This is a genomic window from Chryseolinea soli (assembly GCF_003589925.1).
GTDB classification, from domain to species: Bacteria; Bacteroidota; Bacteroidia; order Cytophagales; family Cyclobacteriaceae; genus Chryseolinea; species Chryseolinea soli.
In genome coordinates this window covers 1,307,384-1,321,475 of record NZ_CP032382.1, presented here as the reverse complement: position 1 = coordinate 1,321,475, position 14,092 = coordinate 1,307,384, and the positions used below count along the sequence as shown (strand labels likewise).

At 51.5% G+C, this 14,092-nt stretch carries 13 protein-coding genes; 10 read left to right on the top strand and 3 right to left on the bottom strand.

What is annotated here, in order from left to right:
• Window positions 1-35: 35 nt before the first annotated feature.
• The 3 genes from D4L85_RS05515 (at window position 36) to D4L85_RS05505 (ending at window position 3,560) form a co-directional block, all read left to right on the top strand.
• Complete coding sequence (locus D4L85_RS05515; RefSeq protein ID WP_119753375.1) at window positions 36-2,432, top strand: ABC transporter permease; 2,397 nt, start codon at window positions 36-38, stop codon at window positions 2,430-2,432.
• Window positions 2,433-2,551: 119 nt separating this feature from the next.
• A complete protein-coding gene (locus D4L85_RS05510; RefSeq protein WP_119753374.1) occupies window positions 2,552-3,277 on the top strand; it encodes a hypothetical protein in 726 nt (241 codons plus the stop codon).
• A gap of 58 nt (window positions 3,278-3,335) precedes the next feature.
• Window positions 3,336-3,560, top strand: coding sequence for a CDGSH iron-sulfur domain-containing protein (locus tag D4L85_RS05505; RefSeq protein WP_119753373.1), 225 nt, complete (start codon window positions 3,336-3,338; stop codon window positions 3,558-3,560).
• A gap of 10 nt (window positions 3,561-3,570) precedes the next feature.
• Here the strand turns inward: D4L85_RS05505 and D4L85_RS05500 are convergent, their stop codons facing one another.
• Window positions 3,571-4,602, bottom strand: a complete 1,032-nt coding sequence (locus tag D4L85_RS05500; RefSeq protein WP_119753372.1) for a GntR family transcriptional regulator — start codon at window positions 4,600-4,602, stop codon at window positions 3,571-3,573.
• Between the two features lie 251 nt (window positions 4,603-4,853).
• On the opposite strand from D4L85_RS05500, the gene D4L85_RS05495 reads away from it, so the two are divergent.
• The 4 genes from D4L85_RS05495 (at window position 4,854) to D4L85_RS05480 (ending at window position 10,242) form a co-directional block, all read left to right on the top strand.
• Window positions 4,854-6,998 (top strand): bifunctional aldolase/short-chain dehydrogenase, encoded by a 2,145-nt coding sequence (locus D4L85_RS05495; protein WP_119753371.1) that lies wholly within the window; start codon window positions 4,854-4,856, stop codon window positions 6,996-6,998.
• Window positions 6,999-7,039: 41 nt separating this feature from the next.
• A complete protein-coding gene (locus D4L85_RS05490) occupies window positions 7,040-8,314 on the top strand; it encodes a sugar isomerase (protein ID WP_119753370.1) in 1,275 nt (424 codons plus the stop codon).
• Entirely contained in the window at window positions 8,314-9,690 is a 1,377-nt protein-coding gene (locus D4L85_RS05485) for an FGGY-family carbohydrate kinase (protein ID WP_119753369.1), read from the top strand. The genes D4L85_RS05490 and D4L85_RS05485 overlap by 1 nt, the downstream gene beginning before the upstream one ends.
• 273 nt (window positions 9,691-9,963) lie before the next feature.
• Window positions 9,964-10,242, top strand: a complete 279-nt coding sequence (locus tag D4L85_RS05480; RefSeq protein ID WP_160143563.1) for a hypothetical protein — start codon at window positions 9,964-9,966, stop codon at window positions 10,240-10,242.
• A 24-nt stretch (window positions 10,243-10,266) separates the two neighbouring features.
• Here the strand turns inward: D4L85_RS05480 and D4L85_RS05475 are convergent, their stop codons facing one another.
• Both D4L85_RS05475 and D4L85_RS05470 read right to left on the bottom strand, forming a co-directional pair.
• On the bottom strand, window positions 10,267-11,004 hold the full coding sequence (locus tag D4L85_RS05475; RefSeq protein WP_119753367.1) for a LytR/AlgR family response regulator transcription factor: 738 nt from the start codon (window positions 11,002-11,004) through the stop codon (window positions 10,267-10,269).
• Window positions 11,001-12,161, bottom strand: a complete 1,161-nt coding sequence (locus tag D4L85_RS05470) for a sensor histidine kinase (protein ID WP_119753366.1) — start codon at window positions 12,159-12,161, stop codon at window positions 11,001-11,003. The genes D4L85_RS05475 and D4L85_RS05470 overlap by 4 nt, the downstream gene beginning before the upstream one ends.
• A 409-nt stretch (window positions 12,162-12,570) precedes the next feature.
• Between D4L85_RS05470 and D4L85_RS05465 the strand changes: the two genes are divergently transcribed.
• The 3 genes from D4L85_RS05465 to D4L85_RS05455 all read left to right on the top strand — a co-directional run bounded on the left by D4L85_RS05465 (window position 12,571) and on the right by D4L85_RS05455 (window position 13,983).
• Complete coding sequence (locus D4L85_RS05465; protein WP_160143562.1) at window positions 12,571-12,972, top strand: retropepsin-like aspartic protease family protein; 402 nt, start codon at window positions 12,571-12,573, stop codon at window positions 12,970-12,972.
• 53 nt (window positions 12,973-13,025) lie between these two features.
• The gene (locus tag D4L85_RS05460; protein WP_160143561.1) at window positions 13,026-13,229 is read left to right on the top strand and encodes a hypothetical protein; all 204 of its coding nucleotides are present in this window, start codon (window positions 13,026-13,028) and stop codon (window positions 13,227-13,229) included.
• Window positions 13,230-13,596: 367 nt separating this feature from the next.
• Window positions 13,597-13,983 (top strand): hypothetical protein, encoded by a 387-nt coding sequence (locus D4L85_RS05455; protein WP_119753363.1) that lies wholly within the window; start codon window positions 13,597-13,599, stop codon window positions 13,981-13,983.
• The last annotated feature ends 109 nt before the right edge of the window (window positions 13,984-14,092 follow it).

The window sequence follows — 14,092 nt, the reverse complement described above, 5'->3', positions numbered from 1 at the left end:
TTCCTACAAAGTATTCCCAACATAACCCTCGCCGCATGATCAAGAATTATCTCTCCGTTGCCCTGCGCAACATCCGGCATAGTCCGCTGTATGCCTTCATCAATATCTTCAGCCTGGCCATTGGCCTGGCCGCGTGCATGGTCATCTATCTTTTTATCAAGGATGAAAGAAGCTTTGATGGCTTTCACGCCAAGAAAAACATAATCTACCGGTTGGATGAAGTACAGAATTTCAGCGGCACCAACCTGCAGAAGGTGGCGCTTTCCATGCCCGGCATGGGCCCCAGCATGGTGGCCGATTTTCCGGAGATCAAAAGCTATACGCGCTTCTACGACCAGGGTAGCACGGTGTTCAAAAAAGGGGAGACCCAATTGCTTGTAAAAGATGTGCGTGCTGTTGACAGTACGTTCCTCGATATTTTCGATTATGCCCTGCTGGCCGGCGACCGGGCCACCTGCCTGGATGAACCCAACGGGCTCCTGGTGACGGAGGAAACTGCGCTGAAGTTCTTTCCTTCGGTGGAAAGCGCCATGGGTAATACGCTTACCCTGGCTGAGCAGGAATTCAAGATCACCGGTGTACTAAAAAATGTTCCCGAAAACTCTCACCTCCGGTTCGACGCCCTTATGTCGATCACCTTCCACCTCAGCAAGGATCGCGAGTTCAACAACCGGTGGGGATCCAATTTTCTCAACACCTATCTTGTTCTCGATCCTCAGACCAACATCAAAGCCCTGGAAGCCAAGTTCCCCGACTTCCTCATCCGGCACATGGACAAAGACGCTATAAAAAATTACACGCTCTTCCTCCAACGTCTCGAAGATGTTCACCTGGCCTCTACCGACATCGAGCACGACTATAACAACTATCGGAAATTCAACGGCAAGTACCTCGACGTATTCTTTGTCATCGGCGTATTTATCCTGCTCATCGCGGGTGTAAATTTTATGAATCTCACAACCGCGCGGGCTTCGCATCGCTGGAAGGAGATCGGGGTTCGCAAAACGGTGGGGGCGAAAAAATTTCAGCTCTTCTCGCAATTCATCTTCGAATCGGTGTTGCTGGCCATGGTGGCGCTGGTGCTCGCGTTGCTGCTCAACGTGTTGTTTGTTCCGCTGCTCAACGATTTGATCGGCCGTCAGCTGAGCTTGTGGTCGCTGTTCGGGGAAGAAATGGAAATGGTTGTGTTGATCGCGATCACGTTGGGTTTGGGACTGATCACCGGCATCTACCCGGCATTCTACATGACATCGTTCAGCCTCTCCCGTGTGTTGAAGGGCGGCAGCAAAGTGGAGGGCAAGTCCGTTTTTAGAAGTGGTCTTGTGGTGGTGCAGTTTGGATTGGCCTTGTCCATGATCGTGAGTACGTTGGTGGTGCTTCAGCAATTGTATTTCATGAAGAACAAAGACATCGGATTCGATAAGGATCAGATGATGCTGGTGAGCATGAACAATGAAGTGAACAAGAAATTCGAAACGCTTAGGACGGAGTTGCAAAAAAATTCTGCCATCCTCGGCGTCACCGCGTCCGGGCAGCGTCTGGGTAATAATTTTCATCAATGGGGATTTAAAGTAAAAGCCGATACCGGTATCGTGGACATCACGCCCTCCAACGTTAATGTCGACTATGAGTACTTGAAAGTGTATGGTATTAAACTGAAAGACGGCCGGGGTTTTTCCAAGGAAATCGCGGGCGATGCCGGCAAGGCATTTGTCATCAACGAGTCGTTGGCGAAGGAACTGAATCTGAAAGAAGCCGTAGGCACGCCGGCGGGCCATGGCTGGTACCACAACGATTCTTTGGGCACCATCATTGGTGTGGTGGAAGATTTTAATTTCAACTCCCTGCACCATAAGATCAACACGCTCTCCATGGTGGTGCATCCCGACTGGGGCTACAGCGAAATGTCGATCAAGATCAGTGGTGCGCATGTGGAGCAAACGGTCGCGCTGGTGAAAGATCTGTGGGACAAACAGATCACGAGCTTTCCATTTGAATATACCTTCCTGGACGAACACTTCGCCAATCTCTACCGCTCCGACCAGCAAATGAGTTCCGTCGTGGCCATCATGGCGTCGCTGGCGATATTGATCTCGTGCATGGGATTGTTCGGATTGGCGGCGATCACCACGGAAAAGAAAACAAAGGAGATCGGTATCCGGAAGGTGCTGGGCGCAACGGAGACACAGATCACGATGCTGTTGTCAAAGAATTTCACACTGCTGGTGGTGGTGTCGTTCATCGTGGCCAGTCCGCTGACGTATTGGTTGTTGTATGGATGGCTGCAAAATTTTGCCTATCGCATCAGCATTAACCCGCTCATGTTCCTGTTGGGCGGGACGATCGCGTTGGTCATTGCGTTGATCACCATCAGCTATCACACCTTGCGGTCGGCGCGGGCCAATCCCGTGAAGTCGTTGCGATACGAATAGATTTCCCGAAGATATTACAGCGCTAGGGTTAGCAATGTAGCGGGGCCGGTGGATGTAGCATTCGCCGGCCTTTCGTTTTTTGTGCAGGCCATTCGAAAGGTTGTATCTTTGCTTCCCGCATGACCCATCCCGCGCATCATCCCAATCCATCGGCCGAAACCATCCGCGCCATCGAAGGCGAGATCGCGGCTTTGGAGGCGGAGCTTGGCGGCCTGGAGGCGCGCATCAATGCCTTTGAGACGCGCGTTCGCGTAGCGTTGCAGCCTCAGATCGCCCGGTTGAAGGAGTTGACCGCCTTGTATAAACGCCTGAAAAACGAAAAAAAGGAGAAACGGCGCGAACAGAAAAAGAAGGGAAAGAACTATAAAGAACCCCAGGGATTGAAGAAGACCGGTCCTGCCAAAAAATTGTCGCCGGCAGACGAAAGGGAGGAAGAAGAATTAAAGCGGTTATACAAGGAAGCGGTCGTACGCATCCATCCCGATAAATTTGTAAATGGCGATCCGGAGCTCTCTGAACGCGCCACGACCATGACCGCGCAACTCAATTTCCTGTACGATGCCGGCGATCTGCAGGAACTTAGCGCCCTGCACCAACACATCCTCAGCGGTAATGCCATGAGTCACGTGCCGTACAAACCCCAAACGCTCGTCGACCCGAATGCCATGGTGACCTATCTCCGGAAAAAACGCGACGAAATGGTGCAAGCCCTGGAGGCGCTGAAAGCCAGCGAGTGGTATGGCATCATAAACGCCCATCCTGAACCTACTACCTTCATCGACACGCTGCGACCCCAATTTGAAGAACGCATCCAGGTCTTGACAAAAAGAACACGGAAAGCGTGAACACATTTCGGCGTGTTCGCGGGAATTCTATCTTTGCACCCTTATCCATAAACCCATCATGGCAACCACCAAAATTACCATAAACAGCAACGGCTCCGTAAAAGTAGACGGCGACTTTGAAATTGTTGACGTCCAGGGCAATGTGTATGGCCTGCAGGGCCGCACGGTCGTGTCGCTGTGCCGTTGCGGCCGTTCGGCCAACAAACCTTTTTGCGACGGCTCGCACAAAGGACACTTCGAACATGACGCAAAAGCGTTCGAGCTGCCTCCTAAGAAGGTTTAATATTTTTTAATCAAAGGGATGCGCGCAGGGTGATGCTGAAGGGGATCTCAATATGCGCTTTGGAGTTTTCCAGGATCAGTTGCGCCGCGCGTTCACCCATTTGTTGAAAGTCGGTGGAGATGGTGGTGATGCCGTTGAGAATGAATTTCTTCAACGGGATTTCATTGTAGGAGATCACGCCCACATCTTCTCCGACCGTGAGCTTCATGGCGAGTATTTTTTCGATCAGGATCACCAGGTCCTTCTCCATCAGGTTGATGTATACCTCTCCCTTGCCGATGGGCTCTTCTTCAATGTTGTGGACCACCTTGCTGGCAAAAGCATATTGGTGGCAAAAGCGACGAAAGCCTTTCAGGATTTCTTCAGGGTGATAGGTATACTCCGGGAAAATGATCTTGATCGTGTGGTATTTGCTGAGCCGTTCCAGCGCATCTTCCAGTGCCCGGTAAATATCTTTTTCAAAATTCTCATAGACGGCGCCAAATTCATCTTTCACGCCGGGCACCAGTTTATCTAACAAGATCAGTTTTTCTTTCGGGATGGAATTGATGATCTCGTAGGCATGTTCGTTGCCCTCTAGAAAATGCGCGATGATGACATAGTAGGCATAATCGTCTTTTTTGTTGGCCAGCAATTTTTTAAACAACGCAAAATCATTGTTGTAGATGTAGAAGTCGATCGTTGCCAGGTCGCCGAGCGTGGAGGCAAAGGCGTCGTAGATGATCTTCTTGTGTTCGCTCAGCTTGTTGAAAAGCAAAAATATTTTTTTTGTATTCCCCACGTCTGTGCTTTTGATGAAATAGCCTTTGCCGGGAACAGAGCCCAGGACACCGATGCTCTTCAGGTAGCGATAGCTTTTCTCGGCCGTGTCGCGCGAGATCTCCAGTTCGAAGCTCAGGTCGTTGATGGAGGGGAGGATATCATTTTTTTTGATGAAGTCATCCTGGATGGCCTTCAGGATCGAGTTGGCCAATTGAATGTATTTCGGCGTGGAAGAATATTCGTCGATGATCACATGGCTATAAAAAGAAGGCGCTTTCATGTTTTTATTTCGGAGACAAGGTTGCTAAAAAGTCGAGAATAAATCTTTAAATTAAAAATACAAGGTAACAATAGAACAACATAATTTCGTCATGATGGTGCAGGACAGTAAAGCGGGCGCGTGCAGGTATTTTGGCGTGAATTTTACGTTCCATCAGCGCCGGGGCAATGTGGGCCATCCGAGCGGGAGGGAACGAATGATAAATCGTTGTTAAAGAGTGATCTTAAAAAATATTTCAAACCTTACAGAGCATGGCTTTAGAAAAAAGTAAAAACGCGGCGTTGACATCCGGGAGCTTCAAGCATGTCAGTTATTTGTGGGACGAAGAAAAAGCAAAGTCGCTGGCCGGCGATGAAGTGGGTTTGCTCATCTACCGTTCAAATTTGTTGGGTGCCGATCTTCGGCTCACCAACTATGGCGGGGGCAACACGTCTTGTAAGGCCACGGCCAAAGATCCGCTCACGGGAAAGGAAACGGAAGTGATGTGGGTAAAAGGCTCGGGGGGCGACATCGGCACCCTGAAACGCAGCGGCCTGGCCGCCCTCTATGTTGACCGTCTTCGCAGCCTCACCAACGTCTATCGCGGCATCCGCTATGAAGACGAGATGGTAGAGTTGTTCAACCATTGCATCTACGACCTTGCCTCCAAAGCACCCTCCATCGACACACCCCTGCACGGTTTCCTGCCCTTCAAACACATCGACCACCTGCACCCCGATGCGGCCATCGCCATTGCTGCGGCAAAAGACGGCAAGCGCATCACCCAGGAATTGTTCAGCGGTACTATCGGCTGGGTGGAATGGCAGCGGCCGGGCTTTGATTTGGGGCTGAAACTGCGCCAGTGCCTGGATGAGAACCCGGGCATCCGCGGCATTATGCTGGGTTCGCATGGTCTTTTCACATGGGGAGACACGGCCTACGAAAGCTATGTCAACACCCTGGAAGTGGTGGAACGCTGTGCCGAATACCTGGAAGAAAACTACGGGAAGAAGCGCCCCGTCTTTGGCGGCCCGAAGCTCAAAAGCCTGGCCCCGGACGCACGCCGGCAACAAGCATCCACCCTAGCTCCGCTGCTGCGCGGTTTCTGCTCCAGCCACACCCGCATGATCGGCCATTTTACCGACGATGACCGGGTGCTGGAATACATCAACAGCAACGACCTTCCTAAACTGGCTCCCATGGGCACCAGCTGCCCCGATCACTTTCTCCGCACCAAGATCAGCCCCCTGGTCCTGGAACTGAAACCCGAGGAGACGCTGACGGATGTGAAGGCGCTGAAAGAAAAACTGACCCCCGCCTTTGAGAAATACCGCGAGCTCTATAAAGTATACTACGAAACCTGCAAACACCCCAATAGCCCCGCCATGCGCGACCCCAACCCGGTGGTCATTCTCTATCCCGGCGTGGGCATGTTCACGTTTGCCAAAGACAAGCAAACTGCCCGCGTGGCGGCCGAGTTCTATATCAACGCCATCAACGTGATGAAGGGCGCCGAGGCCGTCTCTGAATACACCTCGCTGCCGCGGCAGGAAGCTTTCAACATCGAGTACTGGTTGCTGGAAGAAGCCAAGCTGCAACGCATGCCCAAACCCAAGGCTTTGTCGGGCCGCGTAGCGCTGGTCACGGGTAGCGCTGGAGGCATTGGCAAAGCCATCGCCAAAAAATTTGTCGATGAGGGTGCCTGTGTCATCATCAGCGACAATGACCCCGACAGACTCAAATCCGCCGAAGAAGAATTCACCAAGCAATACGGCAAAGACGCTTTTGCACCCACGCTCCTGGACGTCACCAACACGGCGCAATTGGAGAAGTCGATGCACACGGCCGCGCTTGCCTTTGGTGGAGTGGACATCATTGTGAACAATGCCGGTCTTTCCATTTCCAAGCCACTGGAAGAACACACTGAAAAAGATTGGGATCTGTTATACGACGTCTTAGTGAAAGGACAATTCCTCGTCACCCAAGCCGGCGTGAACGTGATGCGCAAACAAGGGTTGGGCGGCGACGTGTTGAACATTGTCAGCAAGAACGCGCTGGTGTCGGGCCCGAACAACGCGGGCTATGGTTCGGCGAAGGCCGCACAACTACACTTGAGCCGGTTGAATGCCGCAGAGTTGGGTGCCGACAAAATTCGCGTCAACGTGATCAACCCCGATGCCGTCATTGCCGACAGCAAGATCTGGGCCGGTGCCTGGGCGGAAGGTCGTGCGAAAGCCTACGGTGTGAAAGTGGAGGAACTTCCTGCATTCTACGCCAAGCGCACCCTCTTGAACGAGATCATATTGCCTGAAGACATTGCCAACGCCTGCTTTGCTTTTGTGGGCGGCCTGCTCAATAAATCCACCGGCAACGCCCTCAACGTCGATGGCGGCGTGGCAGCGGGATTCATGCGATAGCAAGGGAAAAATATTTTTTTATTTCTTAACGATGAAAGGAAATGCAACTCGAAAAATATAAGATCGATCAACACAACGAGGTCTTCAGCGCAGCCCACAAAAGAAAGTTCACGGCCCTCACAGCCGACTTGCCCCATGCCGAAACCATCGTGAAGAAGCTGGCCGATTTCCAGGTGGCCATCCCGAGCTGGGCACTGGGCACGGGCGGTACTCGTTTTGCGCGATTTGCCGGCGGTGGCGAACCACGAAGCCTCGAAGAAAAGATCGAAGACATCGGCTTGCTCCATCAGTTGAATCGTTCCAGCGGCGCGATCTCGTTGCACATTCCCTGGGACATCCCCAAGAACGGCGCCGTCATAAAGGCATTGGCCGCACAACACGGCATCCGTTTCGATGCCATGAACTCCAATACCTTCCAGGATCAACCCGGACAAAAGCTGAGCTATAAATTCGGCTCCATGCAACACGTCGACAAAGCCGTGCGCCGTCAGGCGGTGGAACACAACCTGGAGGTGATCGAACACGGCATCGCCCTGGGGTCGCAGTCGCTAACGGTATGGCTGTCGGACGGATCGTGTTTTCCCGGTCAGCTCAATTTCCGGAAGGCCTTCCAGAACACGTTGGAAAGTTTACAAGAAGTATACGCCGCATTGCCGGCCTCCTGGAAAATGTTTGTCGAGTATAAAGCATTTGAACCCAACTTCTACTCGACCACCGTCGGCGATTGGGGCCAATCGCTATTATATGCTACCAAGCTCGGCCCAAAAGCTTATACACTGGTAGACCTGGGTCATCACCTGCCCAACGCCAACATCGAACAGATCGTGGCCTTGTTGCTCATGGAAGGCAAGCTCGGGGGATTCCACTTCAACGACTCCAAATATGGCGACGACGATCTCACTGTGGGCAGCATCAAACCGTATCAACTGTTCCTCATCTTCAACGAGCTGGTGGAAGGCATGGACGCCCGCGGCATGGACCACACGACCGACCTGGGTTGGATGATCGATGCTTCCCACAATGTGAAGGACCCGTTGGAAGACTTGTTGCAGTCGGTGGAAGCGATCCTCATCACCTACGCCCAGGCGCTGTTGGTGGATCGCGCCGCCTTGCAATCGGCCCAGCAAAACAATGACGTTGTCCGTGCCCAGGAGATCTTGCAAAATGCATTCCGCACCGACGTCAGACCTTTAGTAGCGGAAGCCCGTCTGCGAACCGGCGGCGCGCTCGACCCGATCCAACTTTTCCGCGACCAGCAAGTGCGCGAACAACTGGTGAAACAACGCGGCCTCAAAACCATTGCCACCGGACTTTGATGCACGCCCTGCCCGTCATTTTGGTATTCGATATTGGCAAGACCAATAAAAAGATATTGTTATTCGATGAGTCCTATGCGTTGGTGGATGAAGAGACCACACACCTGCCCGAGACCACCGACGAAGACGGGATGATCTGCGAAGACGTGCACGGCCTCACAAAATGGATGCGGGATGCGTATCAAAAAGTAATGCGCGACGAGCGTTACGACGTTCGTGCCATCAACATTTCGGGCTATGGAGCAAGCTTTGTTTATCTCGATGAAAGCCTCGAGCCCTTTTTGCCGTTGTACAATTATCTGAAAGAATATCCCCAGCCCCTGCAACAACGCTTTTACAAAACGTATGGAGGCGAAACGGTTTTTTCCGCGCAAACGGCGTCTCCCGTATTGGGCAGCCTGAACTCCGGCATGCAACTTTATCGTCTAAAGGAAGAACGACCCGCGCAGTTCAAAGCCCTGAAATATGCGTTGCATCTCCCGCAATACCTCAGCTTTATTCTCACGCACGAACCGTGTTCGGAGATCACCAGCATCGGATGCCACACCAACCTGTGGGACTTCGGGAAGAACGGGTATCACGAATGGGTGACCCGCGAAGGCATCGCTTCGAAATTTCCACCGTTGAAGAAAAGCACCGACGTGGTCGTGATTCGCAACCACGAAAAGACCATTCCTGTGGGCATTGGTCTCCACGACAGCTCGGCGGCACTGATTCCCTATCTTAAAAACTTTCACGAGCCGTTCATTCTGTTGTCCACCGGCACATGGTGCATCAGCCTGAACCCCTTCAACAACACTCCCCTCACGACCGACGAATTGCAACACGACGGTTTGTGCTATCTGACCTACCAAGGCCAGCCCGTGAAAGCCTCGCGCCTGTTTGCCGGGTATGAACACGAGCAACAGATCAAGCGTTTGTCGGACCACTATGGTGAACCGATCGAGCGGATCACGGCCGTCGCGCACGACCCGGAGATCATCGACCGGCTGAAAAACAGGGGATGGGAGGCGCGGAGCCAACGCGATACATTGCAACATTCGTCCTTTGAGGAAGTCGATCTGAAAGACTTTGAGGACAGCGCCACGGCCTATCATGCCTTGATCATGAACATCGTGGCGCGCCAGCAGATGTCGACCCGGATCGTGATGCAGGGAACAGAGGTGAAGCGCATCTTTGTCGATGGTGGCTTTAGCAAAAACAGTATTTATATGCACCTGCTGGCGACCCTGTTTCCGGGGGTGGAGGTCTTTGCCGCCTCTGTGCCGCAAGCCACTGCGTTAGGTGCCGCCCTGATCATGCACACCCGTTGGAACAAGAAACCGTTGCCTGCAGACCTTATCCGGCTACGGCATTATGCCGTAAATCCCCTGTAATTTCCCTTTACAAAGGGGCCTTTCCCGACATGCTGGAAATTCGGAAAAAAATAATAAATTTCTATTCACAATAAATCCCCGTCCCAAACCTTTATAGGTAGAAGGTTGTTTTCTAAGGGCACGGGAAAGACCCGTCTCTGGTAGTTGGCGTATCGATCTGAAGGAATCCGAATTGAACCCAAAATGAAACATGCCATGTTCCTGCGCGCAATTGTTCTTGCATTGATGGTTACGATGATGTCTTGCCAGGGCGGTTTAATCCCCTGCCCCCGGGTGAAGACCGCTAAACTTCAAAAGCGCTACCGGCCGTCTTACCAATACCTCTCAGCCAAGGCCGAACGCGAGGCAGACGCCGATCTGCAGCGCCAGCGCATGCGCGATCCCAACGTAAAATACATTCAGGACGTCTCTGTGGAAGATTGGGATTGTCCCCATCCCGGTGCCAAACGCTATAAGCCCAAGGCCGTAAAAGAGAACATCAAAAAGAACCTGAAGAAGATCAATTCCGATTCACAAAATACCCTGAAAGCCGATTCGGTTTCATCGCGCTGATCAGCGGCTCCTTTCCGGAGTGCGCTATTCCTGTTTCATCAACACGTTATTGCGGTTCAAAGCCCTCAAGGCTTCATTTTTATAATTGCGTCCGATGGGAATGTCAATTGTACCGATCTTTACACCCGTTGGTGTGAACGAGGAGATCTTGTCGATGGGCACAATGAAGGAACGGTGGATCCGCGTGAATTTCCGTTCCGGCAAAGTTTGTTCGAGGTAGCTTATTTTTTGATACGTGATGATCTGCCGGGTGGCGGTCTTCACCCGCACATAATCGCGCAGGCTCTCGATGTAGAGGATGTCTTTCAAATACACTTTCACCATCTCGCGATCTTCCTTGAAATAGAGATACGCTTCATCGTAGGAACGCAACAAGGAGGAATCGTTTTGCACCTCGGTGGGAGCGACTTGTTTGAGCTCAAACACCTTGCTGATGCCGCGCAAGAAGCGGTCGAACGAAATGGGCTTCAACAGGTAATCGACAACGTCCAGGTCATACGCATCGAAAGCATATTGACGATAGGCTGTGGTGAGGATCACGCGCGGTTTGTCTTTCAGGGACTTCAACAGGTCGATGCCCGTCACCTGCGGCAATTGGATGTCGAGCAGGATGAGGTCCACTTTGGTTTGTTGTAGCAGCGTGAACGCTTCGATAGCATTCTCGCAGCTTTTCACGAGGCTGAGGCCGTTCACTCTTGCCACATAAGATTCGAGCAGCTGGCGGGCCAGGGGTTCGTCGTCGACAACGAGGCACTTGATCATGTGTATGCGGGATAAGCGTTAACTCCTGTTGGTTTACGTACGCGGTCTTCCGAAAGTTCGATCTTCATCACCACGAGAAACGTTTCCGCCTCCGCGTGGATCTGCAACGTGTGCCGCCCCGGGTAGATCAGGGCCAGCCGCTTCTTCACATTCTGCAACCCGATGCCGGAATGGGTGGACGGGGTTTCGGGTATGGTGCCGGTGCTGTTCTCGACTTTGACCACCAGCGTATTTTCCTGCAATAGAATATCCACCCTAACCCAGCTCTGGGCAATCTGGTTGTGCACCCCGTGTTTGAAACTGTTCTCCACAAATGGAAGGATGAGGAGGGGAGCAATATCGATGTCGTCCAGGTTGTCGTAGAGGTTCAGCGACACGTCGAGACGCTCCGTGTAGCGCATGGTCTCCAGGGCGATATAATTCTGAAGGTGCTGTACTTCTTTGAGCAGCGGCACTTCGGCCTGGTTGCTGTCGTACAGCATGTAGCTCATCAGCTCCGAAAGCTTGTGCACCATTTCTGGCGCTTTCGCCGAGTCGTTCAAGGTGAGGGCGTAGAGGTTGTTGAGCGTGTTGAACAAAAAGTGTGGATTGATCTGCGACTTCAACAACTTCAACTCGGCCTCCAACTTTTCCTTTTCCAACTGCTGCGCCATTTGTTCGAGCACCTGCGCTGTGCGCTGGTGATTATACCAATGCTTCAACAAATGAAACGAGGCCACGATGGCCACCAGCGCGTACATGGTGCCGATATAGATGAGGATCTTCGGGAGAAAGAAAAGCGGCATGGACCTGCCTTCGGGATAATAGAGGGGATAGACGACGAAGTAGGACAGGATCCGGAACAATAGTCCGAAAGCGGCCATCGAAGCGATCAGTCCGATCAAAAACGAACCGTAGCGCCGGTTGATCAAAAGCTTGTCGATGAGGACATACAACGTGAAATAGGTGGCCATGATCTTCACGGGCAATTCCAGGAGCGAGATCATCAGCCGTTCGGTGTATTTCCCATCGACCATACCCCAAATGAAGCCCTCATAAAGCAGGAAGCTTACCCAAAAAATGATGTGCCACGCCAGGCGGCTGCGCAGCACGAGGGAATGGCTGACGGCGACGTCGAACAGGTTCTCCTGCTCTTTCAGTTTTTGGGCGGGCGACATGGAACGAAGATCATAATTTTCCGGCTCATCCGCGTTACTTTTTAGACAAACGACGGTACTACCTTACAAGATGCACTTCGATTTTTTTGAGGTGGCCGATAACTTTAATGACTGGAAATTGCAACCTCGCGCAGGGCATTGAAGTCTTATCATCATACCTCTCTAAAATGGACCAGCATTTGTAGTAGACTACGGGCCTTGTTAGGCGGATGAGACCGGACAGTCTAAATGCACCGGTAGATACGGATAACCTCTTCTTGTTTGAATCATGATGTACGCGAAAATTCACCGGCAACGCAGAAAACAACGATCATGCAGGGTGTCTTGCTTGTTGTTGTTTATACTGTTCATACTGGGTTCATCGTGTTCGCCTGTACGCTCAGTGTACGAAAATGAAGAACCCCCGCACGTGCCCTTTCGTACACATGGAGGTATACCGCTCATTAAAGCGAAGCTCAACGGGAAGACCGCCCATTTCATTGTGGATACCGGCGCGTCGGTTTCCCTTTTGAACGAAGGCGAGGCAGAGTATTTCGGATTTCAAACCCGGCAGGATGAACTGTACGATGAAGTGTGTGTCACCGATCTCAACGGTACGACTACCGCGAATCGCGTGAGCCCTTGCGTGCTGGAGTTTGGCACGCTAACGGTGAGGTCGCATCATTTCAAGAGTCGTGATATGGTCGAGTTTTCGAGGCCCTTCATGGAACAGGAAGGCATACGCATCGGCGGTATTTTGGGTTCCGATCTGATGACCTATTACCATTTGCAGATTGACTTTAAGAACCATGTTATTTCGTTCAAGAAGTAAAAATGTTTTTTTTCGATACATGCGTTGAAGTAATATTTAAAACCAGACTCCCCATGAAAGACAGAAAAGAAAATCTGGAGGATTTCGGCAAAACAGAATTGCTGAACATGATCAGCTATCTCCAAACCAACCTGCGCCGTCGCACCGATCAGTTGCACCGCGCTCGGATCACCATCGCGGGATTGAAAAGCCGGGTAGCGAAAATGAAGGATACGATCGAAAATCAGCGCAAGCGGATCCTGGAGTCGTATCAATAGTTTAACACAAGTACAATTAATTTTTCGCGACAAGCTTTTAACAAACCCCATGCTCCATAGCGCGGGCGATGGTTGGCTTTAATCTTTTATCGATCCGGATAAATACGGAGTCCTCTTTTCGTGACAGCCATGAACGGATGTCACCCATATCTTTTTGTGACTAAGATTTAGGATGAGCGCGTCAAAAGAGGATATGATCGGTCCGCTGTATCCACACGTTATGACCAAGCGCAAGATTTATTTTCTCCGGACATCGGATTGCAAACGTTAGCATCATTTTCACGTGCCGTAAATCCAAAAACTATCCGTAATATTTTTCATTAAGCGCTTCCTTTAGGATATATTTACCATAGAGCTTAAACGATCGATGAACATTTTCAGAACGACAGACACCACACAACGCCCCGGTATGTTATCGGCGGGTGTGTTGTATTTGTGTCTGCTGGGCTTGCTCAATACGATCTTTTTCCCCACGGTACAGGAATCATTGTCGCGACGCACGGAGGTGCAGGTGCATTCGGATTCTTCCTTGCTGGAAGTGATCATGGAAGCCTTCTTTGATGTGAACGACACCGACACCGATCCGCATGATGATGAAGACGACCTCATTGAAAAGGAGCACTATATCTTACCCGCCCTTTCCCCGGTTTCTAGAGTAGCGGCTTTTGCAGAACGCAAGAAAGCACCGCGCATTCCTTATGCTCTCAACGATCCTACTTTAGAAAAGACTACACCACCGCCCAAGTATTCGTAATAGCGGTTCCCGGTCATTCGCCTTTCCTTGACGCGCCACGCCTTGCGTCAATTACGGAACGATGATCTTCATTTCATTCCCGCGAATGAATGAAACACCTATTACACTT